The organism is Acidimicrobiales bacterium (assembly GCA_035630295.1).
Lineage (GTDB): Bacteria > Actinomycetota > Acidimicrobiia > Acidimicrobiales > Iamiaceae > Iamia.
In genome coordinates this window covers 102,400-115,416 of the sequence record DASQKY010000027.1, presented here as the reverse complement: position 1 = coordinate 115,416, position 13,017 = coordinate 102,400, and the positions used below count along the sequence as shown (strand labels likewise).

Here is a 13,017-nt window from a genome sequence, read left to right as displayed (position 1 = left end):
CGCTCCTCCTGCTCCCGCAGGATGCGCTCGACCTCCTCGTCGATGACCCGGGCGGTGTCGTCGCTGTACTCCCGGGCCGTCGACATGAGGTCCTCGCCCAGGAACACGGTGTTGTGCGAGCCCCAGGCCATGGGGCCGACCCGGTGGCTCATGCCCCACTCCCGCACCATCTTGCGGCTGAGCTCGGTGGCGCCCTGGAGGTCGTTGTTGGCCCCCGTCGAGAGCACGCCGAACACCAGCTCCTCGGCGATGCGCCCGCCGAGGCGGACCACGAGCGAGTCCTCGATGTAGTCCTGCCGGTAGAGGTGGCGCTCCTCGGGCAGCTGCTGCGTGACGCCGAGGGCCATGCCCGTCGGGAGGATCGACACCTTGTGGAGCGGGTCGGCGTGGGGGAGGACGGCGGCGCACACGGCGTGGCCGCCCTCGTGGTAGGCGACGATCTCCTTCTCCTCGTCGGAGAGGGCCATCGAGTCGCGCCGCAGGCCCATGAGGACCCGGTCACGGGCCGCCTCGAAGTCCTGCATGTGCACCTTGTCGTCGCCCCGGCGCACGGCGAACAGGGCCGCCTCGTTGACGAGGTTGGCCAGGTCGGCGCCGCTCATCCCCGGGGTGCCCCGGGCCACCGTGCGGAGCTCGACGTCGGCGTCGATCTTCTTGTCCTTGCAGTGGACGTTGAGGATGGCCAGCCGCTCGTCCACCTCGGGCAGGGGGACCACCACCTGGCGGTCGAAGCGCCCGGGCCGCAGCAGGGCCGGGTCGAGGATGTCCGGCCGGTTGGTGGCCGCCATCATCACGATGCCCTCGGTGGCCTCGAAGCCGTCCATCTCCGAGAGCATCTGGTTGAGGGTCTGCTCCCGCTCGTCGTGGCCGCCGCCCAGGCCGGCGCCCCGCTTGCGGCCGATGGAGTCGATCTCGTCGATGAAGATGATGGCCCGGCCCAGCTTGCGGGCCGACTGGAACAGGTCGCGGACCCGGCTGGCGCCCACGCCCACGAACATCTCCATGAAGTCCGAGCCCGACACCGACAGGAAGGGCACGCCGGCCTCGCCGGCCACGGCCCGGGCGATGAGGGTCTTGCCGGTGCCCGGGGGGCCGACCAGCAGGATGCCCTTGGGGATGCGGGCCCCGATCTGGCCGAACTTCTCCGGGTGCTTGAGGAAGTCGACGACCTCGGTGATCTCGCCCTTGACGCCCTCGTAGCCGGCCACGTCGGCGAACGTGGTGCCCGGCCGCTCGGTGGTGTAGGTCTTGGCCCGGCTGCGGCCGATGGACATGATGTTGCCCATCTGGCCCTGGGCCCGCCGGTTGAGCAGCCACAGCAGGCCGCCGAAGAAGGCGAACACGATCAGCATCGGCAGCCAGGTCTCCAGGAAGCCCGGCCCCGGCGTCTTGGGCTTGAGCTCGACGTCGTGCTCCTGGGCCACGGCGATGATCTCCTGGGGGGCCTCGCGGAACCCGGTGGTGGTGAAGTCCTTGCCGTCGGAGTAGGTGCCCTCGATCTTGGCCGTGCCGTTGTCGAACTCGATGGTCTTGACCTTGCCCGCCTCCACCTGGTCGAGGAAGCGGGAGTAGGAGATCTCGGTGCCGGAGCTGCCCCCGGAGGTGACGGCCAGGGCCAGGACCCCGACGAAGGCGGCGGCCAGGACGTAGAGCGACCACTTGGGCCAGCCCGGCTCGGACTTGCCGGACGCCCGGCCGCCGGGGCCGTCAGGGGAGCGCTCCGGAGGAGGAGGGGGGGACTGCGGACCCTGCTGGGACATGCGGACATGGTAGGGGGCTCCGGCGCGGACGCGGCCATCACAGGGGCCCTCTCCGGAGGGAGGTAGCCTCCCGGGATGGCCCGGCGCTGCGCACGTCCCGACTGCCACGACACGGCGGCCACCACCCTCGCCTACGAGTACGGGACCTCCACGGTCTGGATCGCCCATCTCAGCGACGAGGCCCACCCCATGACCCACGACCTGTGCCCCCGGCACGCCGACCGGCTGTCGGTGCCGGTGGGCTGGCAGCTGCGGGACCGGCGCGACGTGGTGCCCCTGCCGCTCTTCGGCGACAACGCCCTGGCCAGCTGAGCGCCGGGTCGACCGGGAGCCCCCGGGCCCCGGCCGGTAACCTCGCCCCTCCGTGGGGCCGCACCGACCCGTCGCCCGCGATCTGACCTCCGTGAGCGCTCCCTCCCCGGCCCCCGCCCCCCCCGACGACCGCCCTCCCCGCTGGGGTCTGGGCGAGGTGGCGCTGGCCGCGCTGGCCTCCATGGCCATCAGCCTGGTGCTGGGCGGCTTCATCCTGGCCGCCGCCGGGGTGGAGGACAGCGAGGACGCCTCCCTGGTGGTGGTGGCCCTGCTGCAGGCCACCCTGTGGGTCGGCATGCTGGGCTCGATCCTGCTGCTGGTCCGGGGCCGGGGCGGCGACCTCCGATCGGAGCTGGGGATCCGGTTCCGCCCCCTTGACGCCGTCGTGGGCCTGGCCCTGGGGGTGGCCTGCCAGCTGGTCCTCGTGCCCCTGGTGTCGGCCCCCTGGATCCGGCTCCTGGGCGAGGATGGCGACCAACTCCGGGAGCCGGCGTGCCGGCTGGCCGACAAGGCCGACGACCCGGTGGGCGTGGCCCTCCTGGTGCTCATCACCGTCATCGGGGCCCCGATCGTGGAGGAGCTGTTCTTCCGGGGCTTCGTCCAACGGGCCGCGGTGGCTCGGCTGGGCCGGGGCCCGGGCCTGGCCGTCACCGCCGTGGCCTTCGGTCTGGTCCACTTCCAGCTGCTGCAGCTCCCGGCCCTGGTCGCCTTCGGGCTGGTGCTCGGGCTGCTGGCCGACCGCACCGGACGCCTCGGGCCGAGCATCCTGACCCACATGGCCTTCAACGCCACCACGGTCCTGTTCCTGGTGGCCCTCTCCTCCGACGCCGAGTGCGAGTCGGTGCTGGGCCTGGTGCTGCGGTGACCACCACCGACCAGCCCGACCTGGGCCCGGACCGGTGGCCCGGCGACCCCCTCGACGGTCCCGGCCCCGAGCCGGCCGAGACGGCCGACGGGCCCGGTGACCGGCGCCGGAGCGGCTGGGACCACGTCCGCGAGGTGCTGGTCGCGGCTGGGCGACGGACAGCGGGGGCCTCGTGGGACACGGTGGCCACCGGCCTGGTGGTGGCCTGCTGCGCCGCTTTCGTGTTCATCACCGTCGACCCGCGGCTCATCCTGAGCGAGAACACGCCCACCGGCGGCGACATGGGCTCGCACGTGTGGGGCCCCATGGCCCTGATGCGCGACATCCTGCCCCACGGCCGGCTCACGGGCTGGAGCCCCGACTGGTACGCCGGCTTCCCCGCCTTCCAGTTCTACATGGTCGTCCCCATGCTGGCCGTGGTGATCCTCCACGTCGGGGTGCGGTCGCCGTTGCTGGTCCTGTCCCTCCCGGCGGTGCTGGCCCTGCTGCCCCTGGGCTGGTTCGTCCCCCGCCTGGCCCGCTACCGCTGGGCCCTGTTCGGCGTGGGGGCGTTCCTGGCCCTCCTGGTCCTGCCGGTGCCCTACGGGGTGTCGTTCAAGCTGGTGGTGGTGTCGGGCATGGTGGCCCTGCCGGTGGCGGCCTGGGCCCTGGGCCGCCTGGCCGGCGCCCCCTTCCCGGTGCCCCCGGCCCTGGCCCTGGGCTCGCTGTTCTTCCTCTACAACATCGAGCCCACCCGCAACTCGGGCACCGGCAACATCATCGGCGGCAACCTCACCTCGACCATGGCCGGGGAGTTCTCGTTCTCCATCAGCCTGACCCTCGGCCTGCTCTACCTGGGCTTCCTGCTCCGGGGCGTGCGCACCGGCGAGGGGCGGGCCACCGCCGCGGTGCTCCTGGCCCTGTGCGGCCTGTGCCACATCATCCCGGCCTTCTACATGCTGGTGGCCACCGGCCTGGCCCTGGTGATCTGGCCCGGGCGGGCCCGCCTCCGGTGGTTCCTGCCCGTGGGCCCCGTGGCCGGCCTGCTGGCCGCCTTCTGGGTCCTGCCCTTCGCCTCGCGCCACGCGTACGTCAACGACATGGGCTGGGAGCCGCTGCCCCACACCACCGGCGACACCTCGATCTCGGTGTGGGAGCACATCGGGTCGGGCAGCAAGGCCCTGGTCCTGGCGGTGGCCGTCGTGGCCGGGGTCGGGGCCGCGGTGGCTGCCGTGCACGTGCTGGCCCGCCGCCGCTGGCTGGTGCCCGGCGCCGTGCTCGGGGGCCTGGCCCTGGCCCTGCTGGCCCGCTTCGCCCTCCTGCACGTCTCGGCCCTGGAGGCCGGGCTCATCCCCCAGCCGCCGGGCACCGGGGGCGACGAGGGGCCGCAGGACATCCTCACCTACCTCACCCCCGGCGCCCTGCTGTGGCCCCTGTTGCTGGCGGTGGGCGGCCTGGTGGTGGGCGCCGTCTTCCAGCAGCGCCTGGCCTACCTGCTGGCCGGCCTGGCCGTGGCCGGGGCGGCCGGGTTCGTGTGGATCCCCGACGGCCGCCTGTGGAACGCCCGGGTGCTGCCGCTCTACTACCTGGCCCTGTTCCTGCTGGCCGCCCTGGGCGTGGCCGAGGTGATCCGGGCCGTGGCCGTCCTGGTGTCACGGGACCCGTACCGGCCCACCGCCTGGATCGGGGTGGGTGCCGCCCTGCCGGCCCTGGCCGCCACCCTGCTCTTCCTGGGCGGGCCGCTCGACGTGCTGCCGGGCCGGACCGAGCGCACCGACGGCAAGACCGAGTGGCTGGGCGTGGTGCGCGACTACCGCAACCCCGGCGCCGGGTGGGCCAAGTACAACTTCCGGGGCCTGGAGGGCCAGCGCCCGGTGCAGGGCGCCGCCCCCGGCGCCGCCGTGCCCGACGGCCAGGGCGGCTGGCCCGAGTACCGGGACCTGGTGGCCACCATGCAGGGCCTGGGGGAGGACCCCGACCACGGCTGCGGCCGGGCCTTCTGGGAGTTCGGCTCGGACCGGCTCACCACCTACGGCACGACCATGTCGCCGATGATGCTCCCGTACTTCACCGACGGGTGCATCGGCTCCATGGAGGGCCTGTACTTCGAGTCCTCCACCACCACGCCGTACCACTTCCTGGTCCAGTGCCAGCTCTCCCAGCAGGGCTCGTGCTCCCAGCGCGACCTGCCCTACTCCGGCTTCGACCTGGAGCGCGGGCTCAGCCAGCTGGAGATGCTGGGCGTGCGCTACTACATGGCCTTCAGCCCCACCGCGGTGTCCCAGGCCGCGACCAGCGACCGCTTGACCGAGGTGGCGGTGTCGGGGCCGTGGCACGTCTACGAGCTCGACCGGGAGGCCACCGCGCTGGTGGTCGGCCTCGACCACGAGCCCGTGGTCGCCCGGGGGGTCGAGCCCACCCAGGACAGCTGGCTGGACGTGGCGTCGGCCTGGTTCAGCGACCCCGAGCGGTGGGACGTCCCCTTCACCGTCGACGGCCCCGACTCCTGGGCCCGGGTCGACGTGCCCGCCATCCCCTACGACGAGGAGGACGGCACCCATCGCCGCTACGGCGACCGCGACCTGCCCGCCTTCCCGGCCCGCGAGGTGCGCAGGGCCGAGGTCAGCGACGTCCGCACCGGGGACGAGAGCCTCTCGTTCCGGGTCGACCGGCCCGGCACCCCGGTGCTGGTCAAGGTGTCGTACTTCCCCAACTGGGAGGTGACCGGGGCCGAGGGGCCGTGGCGGGTGTCGCCCAACCTGATGGTGGTGGTCCCCACCTCCACCGAGGTCAGCTTCCACTACGCCCGCACCACCGTGGACTGGTCCGCCTACCTGCTCACCGCCCTGGGTGTCCTGGCCGCCATGGGCCTCTGGCGCCGGGGCCCGGTGGCCGTGCCCGAGGGCCTGCTGGCCCGCCGGCGCCGGGAGCGCACCGAGGAGGTGGAGCAGGCCGCGGCCGAGGCCTGGGCCGCGGCCTGGACGCCGCCCGAGCCCCCCGACGACGGCCCGCCCGTGGCCCGGTGGGGGCCGCCCGAGACGTGGGACGACCCGCCGCCTCCCTTCGCGGAGGGTGGGGCACCGCCGGCCCCGGACGACGACCGCGGGGCCGGGCCGCGGTGAGGCACCGGCTGCGGCGCTTTGCCTCCATCGGGCTCATCGCCACCGCCATCGACGTCGGCCTGCTCCTGGTCCTGGCCCGGGGCCTGGGCCTCATCGTGGTGGCGGCCGACGCCCTGGCCCTGGCCGTGGCGGCCGGGGCCAGCTTCGCCCTGCACCGCCAGATCACCTTCGGCCGCGACCCGTCGGTGCGCTGGGTCCACCACCCGTCGGCCTTCGTCATGGGGGCGGTGGTGGCCGGCGCCGTCGACGTCCTGGTGCTGCGGGCCCTGGTCGAGCTGACGGGCTGGGAGTCGGCCCCCGAGCTGGTGGCGGCCAAGGTGCCGGCCATCGCCGTGGCGTCGGTGGTGCGGTTCGTGGCCTACCGGTGGGTGCTGTTCGGCACGGTTCGGGCCGAGCTGTCCGAGCGGGTCGAGCGGCCCGCACCCCCGGGGGAGGTGCGCCTCAGCGTGGTCGTGCCCGCCTACCACGAGGAGGACCGCATCGCCGCCACCGTGCGGCGCGTGCGCGACGAGCTGGCGCCCACCGTGGCCCCCGCCGAGCTGGAGGTGGTGGTGGTCGACGACGGCTCCGGCGACGGCACCGCGGCGGCCGCAGAGGGCGCCGGGGCCGACCGGGTGATCGTCCTGCCCGCCAACCGGGGCAAGGGCGCGGCGGTGCGGGCCGGGGCGCTGGCCGCCCGGGGCCGGACCGTGGCCTTCACCGACGCCGACCTGTCCTACCCCCCGGCCCAGATGGCCGACCTGCTGGCCCAGGTGGAGGCCGGGTGGGACGTGGTGGTGGGCAGCCGGGTCCACACCGAGACCGCCACCCTGGTCCGGGCCCGCCGGCTGCGGGAGCTGGGGGGCCGGCTCATCAACCTGGGCACCTACGCGGTGCTGCTGGGAGCCCACCGCGACACCCAGTGCGGGCTGAAGGCGTTCCGGGGCGACGTGGCCCGCTCGCTGTTCTCGCGGGCCCGCATCGACGGCTTCGCCTTCGACGTCGAGCTGTTCCACCTGGCCGAGCGGGACGGCCTGTCGGTGCGGGAGGTGCCGGTGCGGGTGGTCAACGCCGAGCGCTCCACGGTGCACGTGGTGCGGGACGGGGTGGTGCTGGTGCGGGACCTGGCCCGCATCGTCCGGGGGGGCCGGGCCGGCTGGTACGACCACCCCCTGCCCCTGGCCGGCGACGCCCCCGCGGGCGTCGAGCGCACCGGCTCCTGACCGCCGGGCCATGGCCGTTCTGAGGCGCCTGTGCCCATGGGCGTGTGCCGTGGCGCCTCAGAACGGGAGGAGCCGGGAGCCATCTCGCTTCTGAGGCGCCTGCGCACGTGGGGATGTGCCGTGGCGCCTCAGAACGGGTTCGGCCTCGCCGGGGCCCGATCACGCACCGAGTAGGGTCGGCGGGCCATGGCCGACCTGGATGCCATCTTCAAGGCCTACGACGTGCGGGGCACGGTGGGCGACCAGATCGACGTCGAGGCGTGCCGGGCCATCGGGGCCGCCTTCGCCCGCTTCGCGGCCGACACCGAGGGCGCCACCCAGGTCCTGGTGGGCCGGGACATGCGACCCAGCGGGGTGCAGTTCGCCGCCGCCTTCGCCGAGGGGGCCCAGCACCAGGGCCTCGACGTGGTCGACCTGGGGCTGTGCTCCACCGACCTCGTGTACTTCGCCTCCGGCCGCTACCAGGCGCCGGGGGCCATGTTCACCGCCAGCCACAACCCGGCCCAGTACAACGGCATCAAGTTCTGCCTCACCGGGGCCCGGGCGGTGGGCCGCGACACCGGCCTGGACCGCATCCGGGCCCTGGCCGCCGAGGGCCTGCCACCGCACCCGGCCGAGCCCGGCCGCTTCAGCACCCGGGACGCCCTGGCCGAGTTCGCCGACCACGTGCGGTCCTTCGTCGACACCGCGGCGCTGGCCCCCCTGAAGGTGGTGGCCGACACCGCCAACGGCATGGGCGGCCTGGTCGTCCCGGCGGTGTTCGCCGGCCTGCCCTGCGAGCTGGAGGTCATGTACGGCGAGCTGGACGGCACCTTCCCCAACCACCCGGCCGACCCCATCCAGGTCGAGAACCAGGCCGACCTGCGGGCCCGGGTGCTGGAGGTCGGGGCCGACGTGGGCCTGGCCTTCGACGGCGACGCCGACCGGGTCTTCGTGGTCGACGAGAAGGGCGAGCCCATCTCCGGCTCGACCACCACGGCCATGGTGGCGGCCGGGGTCCTGGAGAAGGAGCCGGGGGCCACCATCCTCCACAACCTCATCTGCTCCAAGGCCGTGCCCGAGATCATCCGCGAGCGGGGCGGCACCCCGATCCGCACCCAGGTCGGCCACTCCCTCATCAAGGCGGTCATGGCCGAGACCGGCGCCGCCTTCGGGGGCGAGCACTCGGCCCACTACTACTTCCGCGACAACTGGCGGGCCGACAGCGGCCTCATCGCCGCCCTGCACGTGCTGGAGCAGCGCAGCAAGGCCGGCATCCCCCTCTCGCAGATGCGGCTGCCCTTCGAGCGCTACACCGCCTCCGGCGAGATCAACACCCAGGTGCCCGACCCGCGGGCCGTGATCGAGCAGGTGGCCCGGTCCTTCCCCGACGCCGAGCAGGACCGGCTCGACGGGCTCACCGTCGACCTGGGCCCGTGGTGGTTCAACCTGCGGCCGTCCAACACCGAGCCCCTGCTGCGTCTCAACCTGGAGGCCCCCACCCGGGACGAGTGCGACACCCGCGTCGCCGAGGTCCTGTCCCTCATCACCGGCGCGGCGCAGCCCGCCCCCTCCCGCACGGAGTAGCCCATGGCCCTCGACCCCCAGCTCCTCGACATCCTGGCCTGCCCCGACGACAAGGGGCCGCTGCTGTACTTCGAGGACGAGGCCACGCTCTACAACCCCCGCCTGCACCGGAGCTACCGCATCGAGGACGACATCCCGGTGATGCTGGTCGACGAGGCCACCGACGTCGACGACGCCGAGCACGACCGCCTGGTGGCCAAGGCCGAGGCCGACGGCATCACCCCCACCTTCGAGGCCTGACCGTGGCCGCCGGCCCCGACCTGGGCCCCACCCGCCGGGGCGTGGACACGCTCGGCCTGCGCGACGCCGCCCTGGGCATGGCCGACCAGGTGGCGGCGGCGGTGGCCGTGGGCGAGGCCGTCACCGACCTGCCGGACCGGGAGGAGATCGCCAACATCGTGGTGGCCGGCATGGGAGCCAGCGGCTACGTGGGCGACGTCCTGGGCACGGTGGGCGACCTGTTCCTGCCCATCCCGGTCATCAAGGCCAAGGGCTACGACGCCCCCAGCTTCGTGGGCAGCGACACCCTGGTGGTGGCCGTCTCCTTCTCGGGCGAGACCGAGGAGACCCTCCAGGCCGCCGAGGAGGCCCAGGCCGCCGGGGCCCGGCTCCTGGTGGTGGCCGGGGGCGGCACCCTGGCCCGCCGGGCCGAGTCCTGGGGCGCGGCCCTGGCCCCGGTGCCCGCCGGCCTGCCCGCCCCCCGGGCCGCGGTGGGGGCCATGACCGTGCCGGTGCTGATCGCCCTGGAGCGGATGGGCCTGTTCCCCGGCGCCCACGGTTGGATCGCGGCCGCCGTCGAGCAGCTGCGCCGCCGAGCCGACCAGCTGGCCTCCGAGCAGAGCCCGGCGGTGGCCCTGGCCCGGCGCCTGGGCCGCACCCTGCCCATCGCCTACGGGGCCGGAGCCCTGGGCGAGGCCGCCGCCACCCGGTGGAAGACCCAGGTCAACGAGAACGCCAAGACGCCGGCCTTCGCCAACGTGCTGCCCGAGCTGTGCCACAACGAGATCGTGGGCTGGGGCCAGCACGGCGACCTGACCCGCCAGGTCTTCCAGCTGCTGTTCCTCCGCCACGACGAGGAGCACCCCCAGCAGAGCCGGCGCTTCGACGCCCTCCAGTCGGTGCTGGACGAGGTGGTGGGCGGGATCCACACCGTCCACGCCGAGGGGGAGGGCGCCCTGGCCCAGCTCCTGGACCTGATCCTGGTGGGCGACATGGTCAGCCTGGAGCTGGCCGCCCAGGAGGGCGTGGACCCGGGCCCCGTGCCCGCCCTCGACGACCTCAAGCGCGCCCTCGACGCCTGACCGGGTTCAGCCCGCGGCCCGCTGGTGGAGCTGGCGCAGGACGTAGGGGAGCACGCCGCCGTGGCGGTAGTAGGCCTGCTCGGTCGGGGTGTCGATGCGGACCGTGGCCGTGAAGGTGGCCTCGCCGGCCCGCACCTCCAGGGTGCGGGGCACGGTGCCGTCGGGCCCCAGGTCGGCCAGGCCGGCGATGGTGATCTCCTCCTCGCCGGTGAGGCCCAGGCTGGCCACCGTGTCGCCCTCGGCGAACTGGAGGGGCAGCACGCCCATGCCGATCAGGTTCGAGCGGTGGATCCGCTCGTAGCTCTGGGCGATCACGGCCCGGACCCCCAGCAGCCGGGTGCCCTTGGCCGCCCAGTCCCGGGACGACCCTGAGCCGTACTCGGCCCCGGCCAGCACCACCAGGGGCGTGCCCTCGGTGGCGTAGCGCTCGGCGGCGTCGTAGATGTCCATCGCCTCGCCGTCGGGGAGGTGGCGGGTGACGCCGCCCTCGGTGCCCGGGGCCAGCTGGTTGCGGAGCCGGATGTTGGCGAACGTGCCCCGGATCATCACCTCGTGGTTGCCCCGGCGGGACCCGTAGGAGTTGAAGTCGGCCTTCTCCACGCCGTGGTCGTGGAGGTAGCGGCCGGCCGGGCCCTCGGCCTTGATGGCCCCGGCGGGGGAGATGTGGTCGGTGGTGACCGAGTCGCCCAGCAGGGCCAGCACCCGGGCCCCCTCGATGTCGCGGAGGGGGGCGGGCTCGGGGTCGAGACCCTCGAAGTAGGGGGGCTGGCGCACGTAGGTGGACCCGTCGTCCCAGGCCATGCGGTCGCCGGCGGGGGCGTCGATGGCCCGCCACCGGTCGTCGCCGTCGAAGAGCGTGTCGTAGACGGCGCGGAAGCCCTCGGCGCCGGTGGCCCGGGCCAGGGCCTCGGCCACCTCGGCGGGGTCGGGCCAGATGTCGGCCAGCAGCACCGGCTGGCCGTCGGCGTCGAGGCCCAGGGGCTCGGTGCCGGGGTCCCAGTTCATGGTGCCGGAGAGGGCGTAGGCCACGACCAGCGGCGGCGAGGCCAGGTAGTTGAGGCGCACGTCGGGGTTGATGCGGCCCTCGAAGTTGCGGTTGCCGGAGAGCACGGCGGCCACCGAGAGGTCGGCGTCGGCGATGGCTTGGGAGATCTCGGCCGGGAGGGGCCCGCTGTTGCCGATGCAGGTGGTGCAGCCGTAGCCGACCAGGTCGAAGCCCAGGGCGGCCAGGTCGTCGGTGAGGCCCAGGCGGCCGTAGTAGTCCATGACCACCTTGCTGCCCGGGGCCAGGGAGGTCTTGACCCAGGGGCGGCGGGTGAGGCCCTTGGCCCGGGCGTTGCGGGCCAGGAGGCCGGCGGCGATCATCACCTCCGGGTTGGACGTGTTGGTGCAGCTGGTGATGGCGGCGATCACCACCCGCCCGTGGTCGAGGCTGGTCCGGGTGCCGTCGGTCAGGGTGAGGTCGACCTTGTCGGAGCGGGCCGGCGTGGTGTCGCAGGCCACGGGCCGGGGCGCCTCGCTCCCGTCGCCGGCCGGCGAGGCCACCGGGTCGCTGGCCGGGAAGGTGTCGGCCACGGCCTTGTCCTCGGCCGAGTAGACGGTGGCGTCGGGGTCGTTCAGCACGGCCGACAGGGCGTCCTTGGCCCGATCCAGCGGGATGCGGTCCTGGGGGCGCTTGGGCCCGGCCAGGGACGGGACGACCGAGCCCATGTCCAGCTCGACCACCGAGTCGTAGACCGGGTCGTGCTCGGGGTCGTGCCACAGGCCCTGCTCCTTGGCGTACGCCTCGACCAGGGCCACCAGATCGTCGGGCCGGCCCGTGGCCCGCAGGTAGCGGAGGGTCTCGTCGTCGACGGGGGAGATGGTGATGGTCGAGCCGTACTCGGGCGACATGTTGCCGATGGTGGCCCGGTGCTCGACCCGGAGCTGGGCCAGGGCCGGGCCGTGGAGCTCCACGAAGCAGCCCACCACGCCGTGGCGGCGCAGCAGCTCGGTGATGGTCAGGACCAGGTCGGTGGCCGTGGTGCCGGCCCGCAGCTCGCCGGTGAGGCGCAGCCCCACCACCTTGGGCACCAGCAGGGGGACGGGCTGGCCCAGCATGGCCGCCTCGGCCTCGATGCCGCCCACGCCCCAGCCGACCACGCCCAGGCCGTTGACCATGGGGGTGTGGGAGTCGGTGCCGACCAGGGTGTCGGGGAAGGCCACGCCGTCGCGGAGCTGGACCACCCGGGACAGGTTCTCCAGGTTGATCTGGTGGCAGATGCCCATGTTGGGCGGCACCACCCGCAGCGAGTCGAAGGCCTGCTGGCCCCACTTCAGGAACTCGTAGCGCTCCCGGTTGCGCTCCAGCTCCAGGGCGGCGTTGAGGTCGAAGGCGTCGGGCCGGGCGAAGCTGTCGACCTGGATGGAGTGGTCGATGACCAGGTCGACCGGCACCAGCGGCTCGATGGCTGACGGGTCACCGCCCAGGGCGGCCATGGCGTCGCGCATGGCGGCCAGGTCGACCACGGCGGGCACGCCGGTGAAGTCCTGCATCAGCACCCGGGCCGGGGTGAAGGAGACCTCGGCCTCGCTGTCCTGACCGGGCCGCCAGGCGGCCAGGCCGGCCACGTCCTCGGCGGTGACCTTGACCCCGTCCTCGGTGCGCAGCAGGTTCTCGAGCAGGACCTTGAGCCCGAAGGGGAGCGACCGGACGCCGTCGCCGGCGGCGTCGAGGGCGAAGATGTCGACGGCCTGGTCGCCGACGGCGAGGGAGCGTCGCGCTCCGAACGAGTTGCTGGCGGGGGTGCTGGCCATGGGTGGATCCCTTCGCTGGCCCGGGGAAGTCGCCGTCCCGGGGTGTCGAACCTACTCGCCGGCCCGTGGTCGGCGTCGGGTCCAACCATACAAGTTGCGGACAAGTGGAGCCAC

At 74.0% G+C, this 13,017-nt stretch carries 9 protein-coding genes; 7 read left to right on the top strand and 2 right to left on the bottom strand.

Features of this window, described 5'->3' with window-relative positions; genetic code table 11:
- Nucleotides 1-1,760, bottom strand: a 1,760-nt coding sequence (gene ftsH, locus VEW93_07345; GenBank protein HYI61604.1) for an ATP-dependent zinc metalloprotease FtsH, incomplete at its 3' end; no start/stop codon positions are given.
- 75 nt (nucleotides 1,761-1,835) lie between these two features.
- Between ftsH and VEW93_07340 the strand changes: the two genes are divergently transcribed.
- The 7 genes from VEW93_07340 to VEW93_07310 all read left to right on the top strand — a co-directional run bounded on the left by VEW93_07340 (nucleotide 1,836) and on the right by VEW93_07310 (nucleotide 10,107).
- The gene (locus tag VEW93_07340; GenBank protein ID HYI61603.1) at nucleotides 1,836-2,072 is read left to right on the top strand and encodes a DUF3499 family protein; all 237 of its coding nucleotides are present in this window, start codon (nucleotides 1,836-1,838) and stop codon (nucleotides 2,070-2,072) included.
- A 91-nt stretch (nucleotides 2,073-2,163) separates the two neighbouring features.
- Complete coding sequence (locus VEW93_07335) at nucleotides 2,164-2,937, top strand: CPBP family intramembrane glutamic endopeptidase (GenBank protein HYI61602.1); 774 nt, start codon at nucleotides 2,164-2,166, stop codon at nucleotides 2,935-2,937.
- A complete protein-coding gene (locus tag VEW93_07330) occupies nucleotides 2,934-6,038 on the top strand; it encodes a hypothetical protein (protein ID HYI61601.1) in 3,105 nt (1,034 codons plus the stop codon). Before VEW93_07335 ends, VEW93_07330 begins: the two co-directional genes overlap by 4 nt.
- Nucleotides 6,035-7,240 carry a glycosyltransferase gene (locus VEW93_07325; GenBank protein ID HYI61600.1) on the top strand — a complete coding sequence of 402 codons (1,206 nt, stop codon included), beginning with the start codon at nucleotides 6,035-6,037 and terminating at the stop codon, nucleotides 7,238-7,240. Before VEW93_07330 ends, VEW93_07325 begins: the two co-directional genes overlap by 4 nt.
- 186 nt (nucleotides 7,241-7,426) lie before the next feature.
- Entirely contained in the window at nucleotides 7,427-8,806 is a 1,380-nt protein-coding gene (locus VEW93_07320) for a phosphomannomutase/phosphoglucomutase (GenBank protein HYI61599.1), read from the top strand.
- A gap of 3 nt (nucleotides 8,807-8,809) precedes the next feature.
- The gene (locus tag VEW93_07315; GenBank protein HYI61598.1) at nucleotides 8,810-9,046 is read left to right on the top strand and encodes a Trm112 family protein; all 237 of its coding nucleotides are present in this window, start codon (nucleotides 8,810-8,812) and stop codon (nucleotides 9,044-9,046) included.
- A gap of 2 nt (nucleotides 9,047-9,048) precedes the next feature.
- Nucleotides 9,049-10,107 carry an SIS domain-containing protein gene (locus VEW93_07310; protein ID HYI61597.1) on the top strand — a complete coding sequence of 353 codons (1,059 nt, stop codon included), beginning with the start codon at nucleotides 9,049-9,051 and terminating at the stop codon, nucleotides 10,105-10,107.
- 6 nt (nucleotides 10,108-10,113) lie between these two features.
- On the opposite strand, the gene acnA is transcribed toward VEW93_07310, so the two are convergent.
- Entirely contained in the window at nucleotides 10,114-12,903 is a 2,790-nt protein-coding gene (gene acnA / locus VEW93_07305) for an aconitate hydratase AcnA (GenBank protein ID HYI61596.1), read from the bottom strand.
- Nucleotides 12,904-13,017 lie beyond the last annotated feature (114 nt).

Excerpts from the sequence above, each read along its gene's own strand:
- VEW93_07340 (HYI61603.1), top strand. The coding sequence starts at position 1,836 with ATGGCCCGGCGCTGCGCACGTCCCGACTGCCACGACACGGCGGCCACC.
- VEW93_07320 (HYI61599.1), top strand. The coding sequence starts at position 7,427 with ATGGCCGACCTGGATGCCATCTTCAAGGCCTACGACGTGCGGGGCACG.
- VEW93_07315 (HYI61598.1), top strand. The coding sequence starts at position 8,810 with ATGGCCCTCGACCCCCAGCTCCTCGACATCCTGGCCTGCCCCGACGAC.
- acnA (HYI61596.1), bottom strand. The coding sequence starts at position 12,903 with ATGGCCAGCACCCCCGCCAGCAACTCGTTCGGAGCGCGACGCTCCCTC.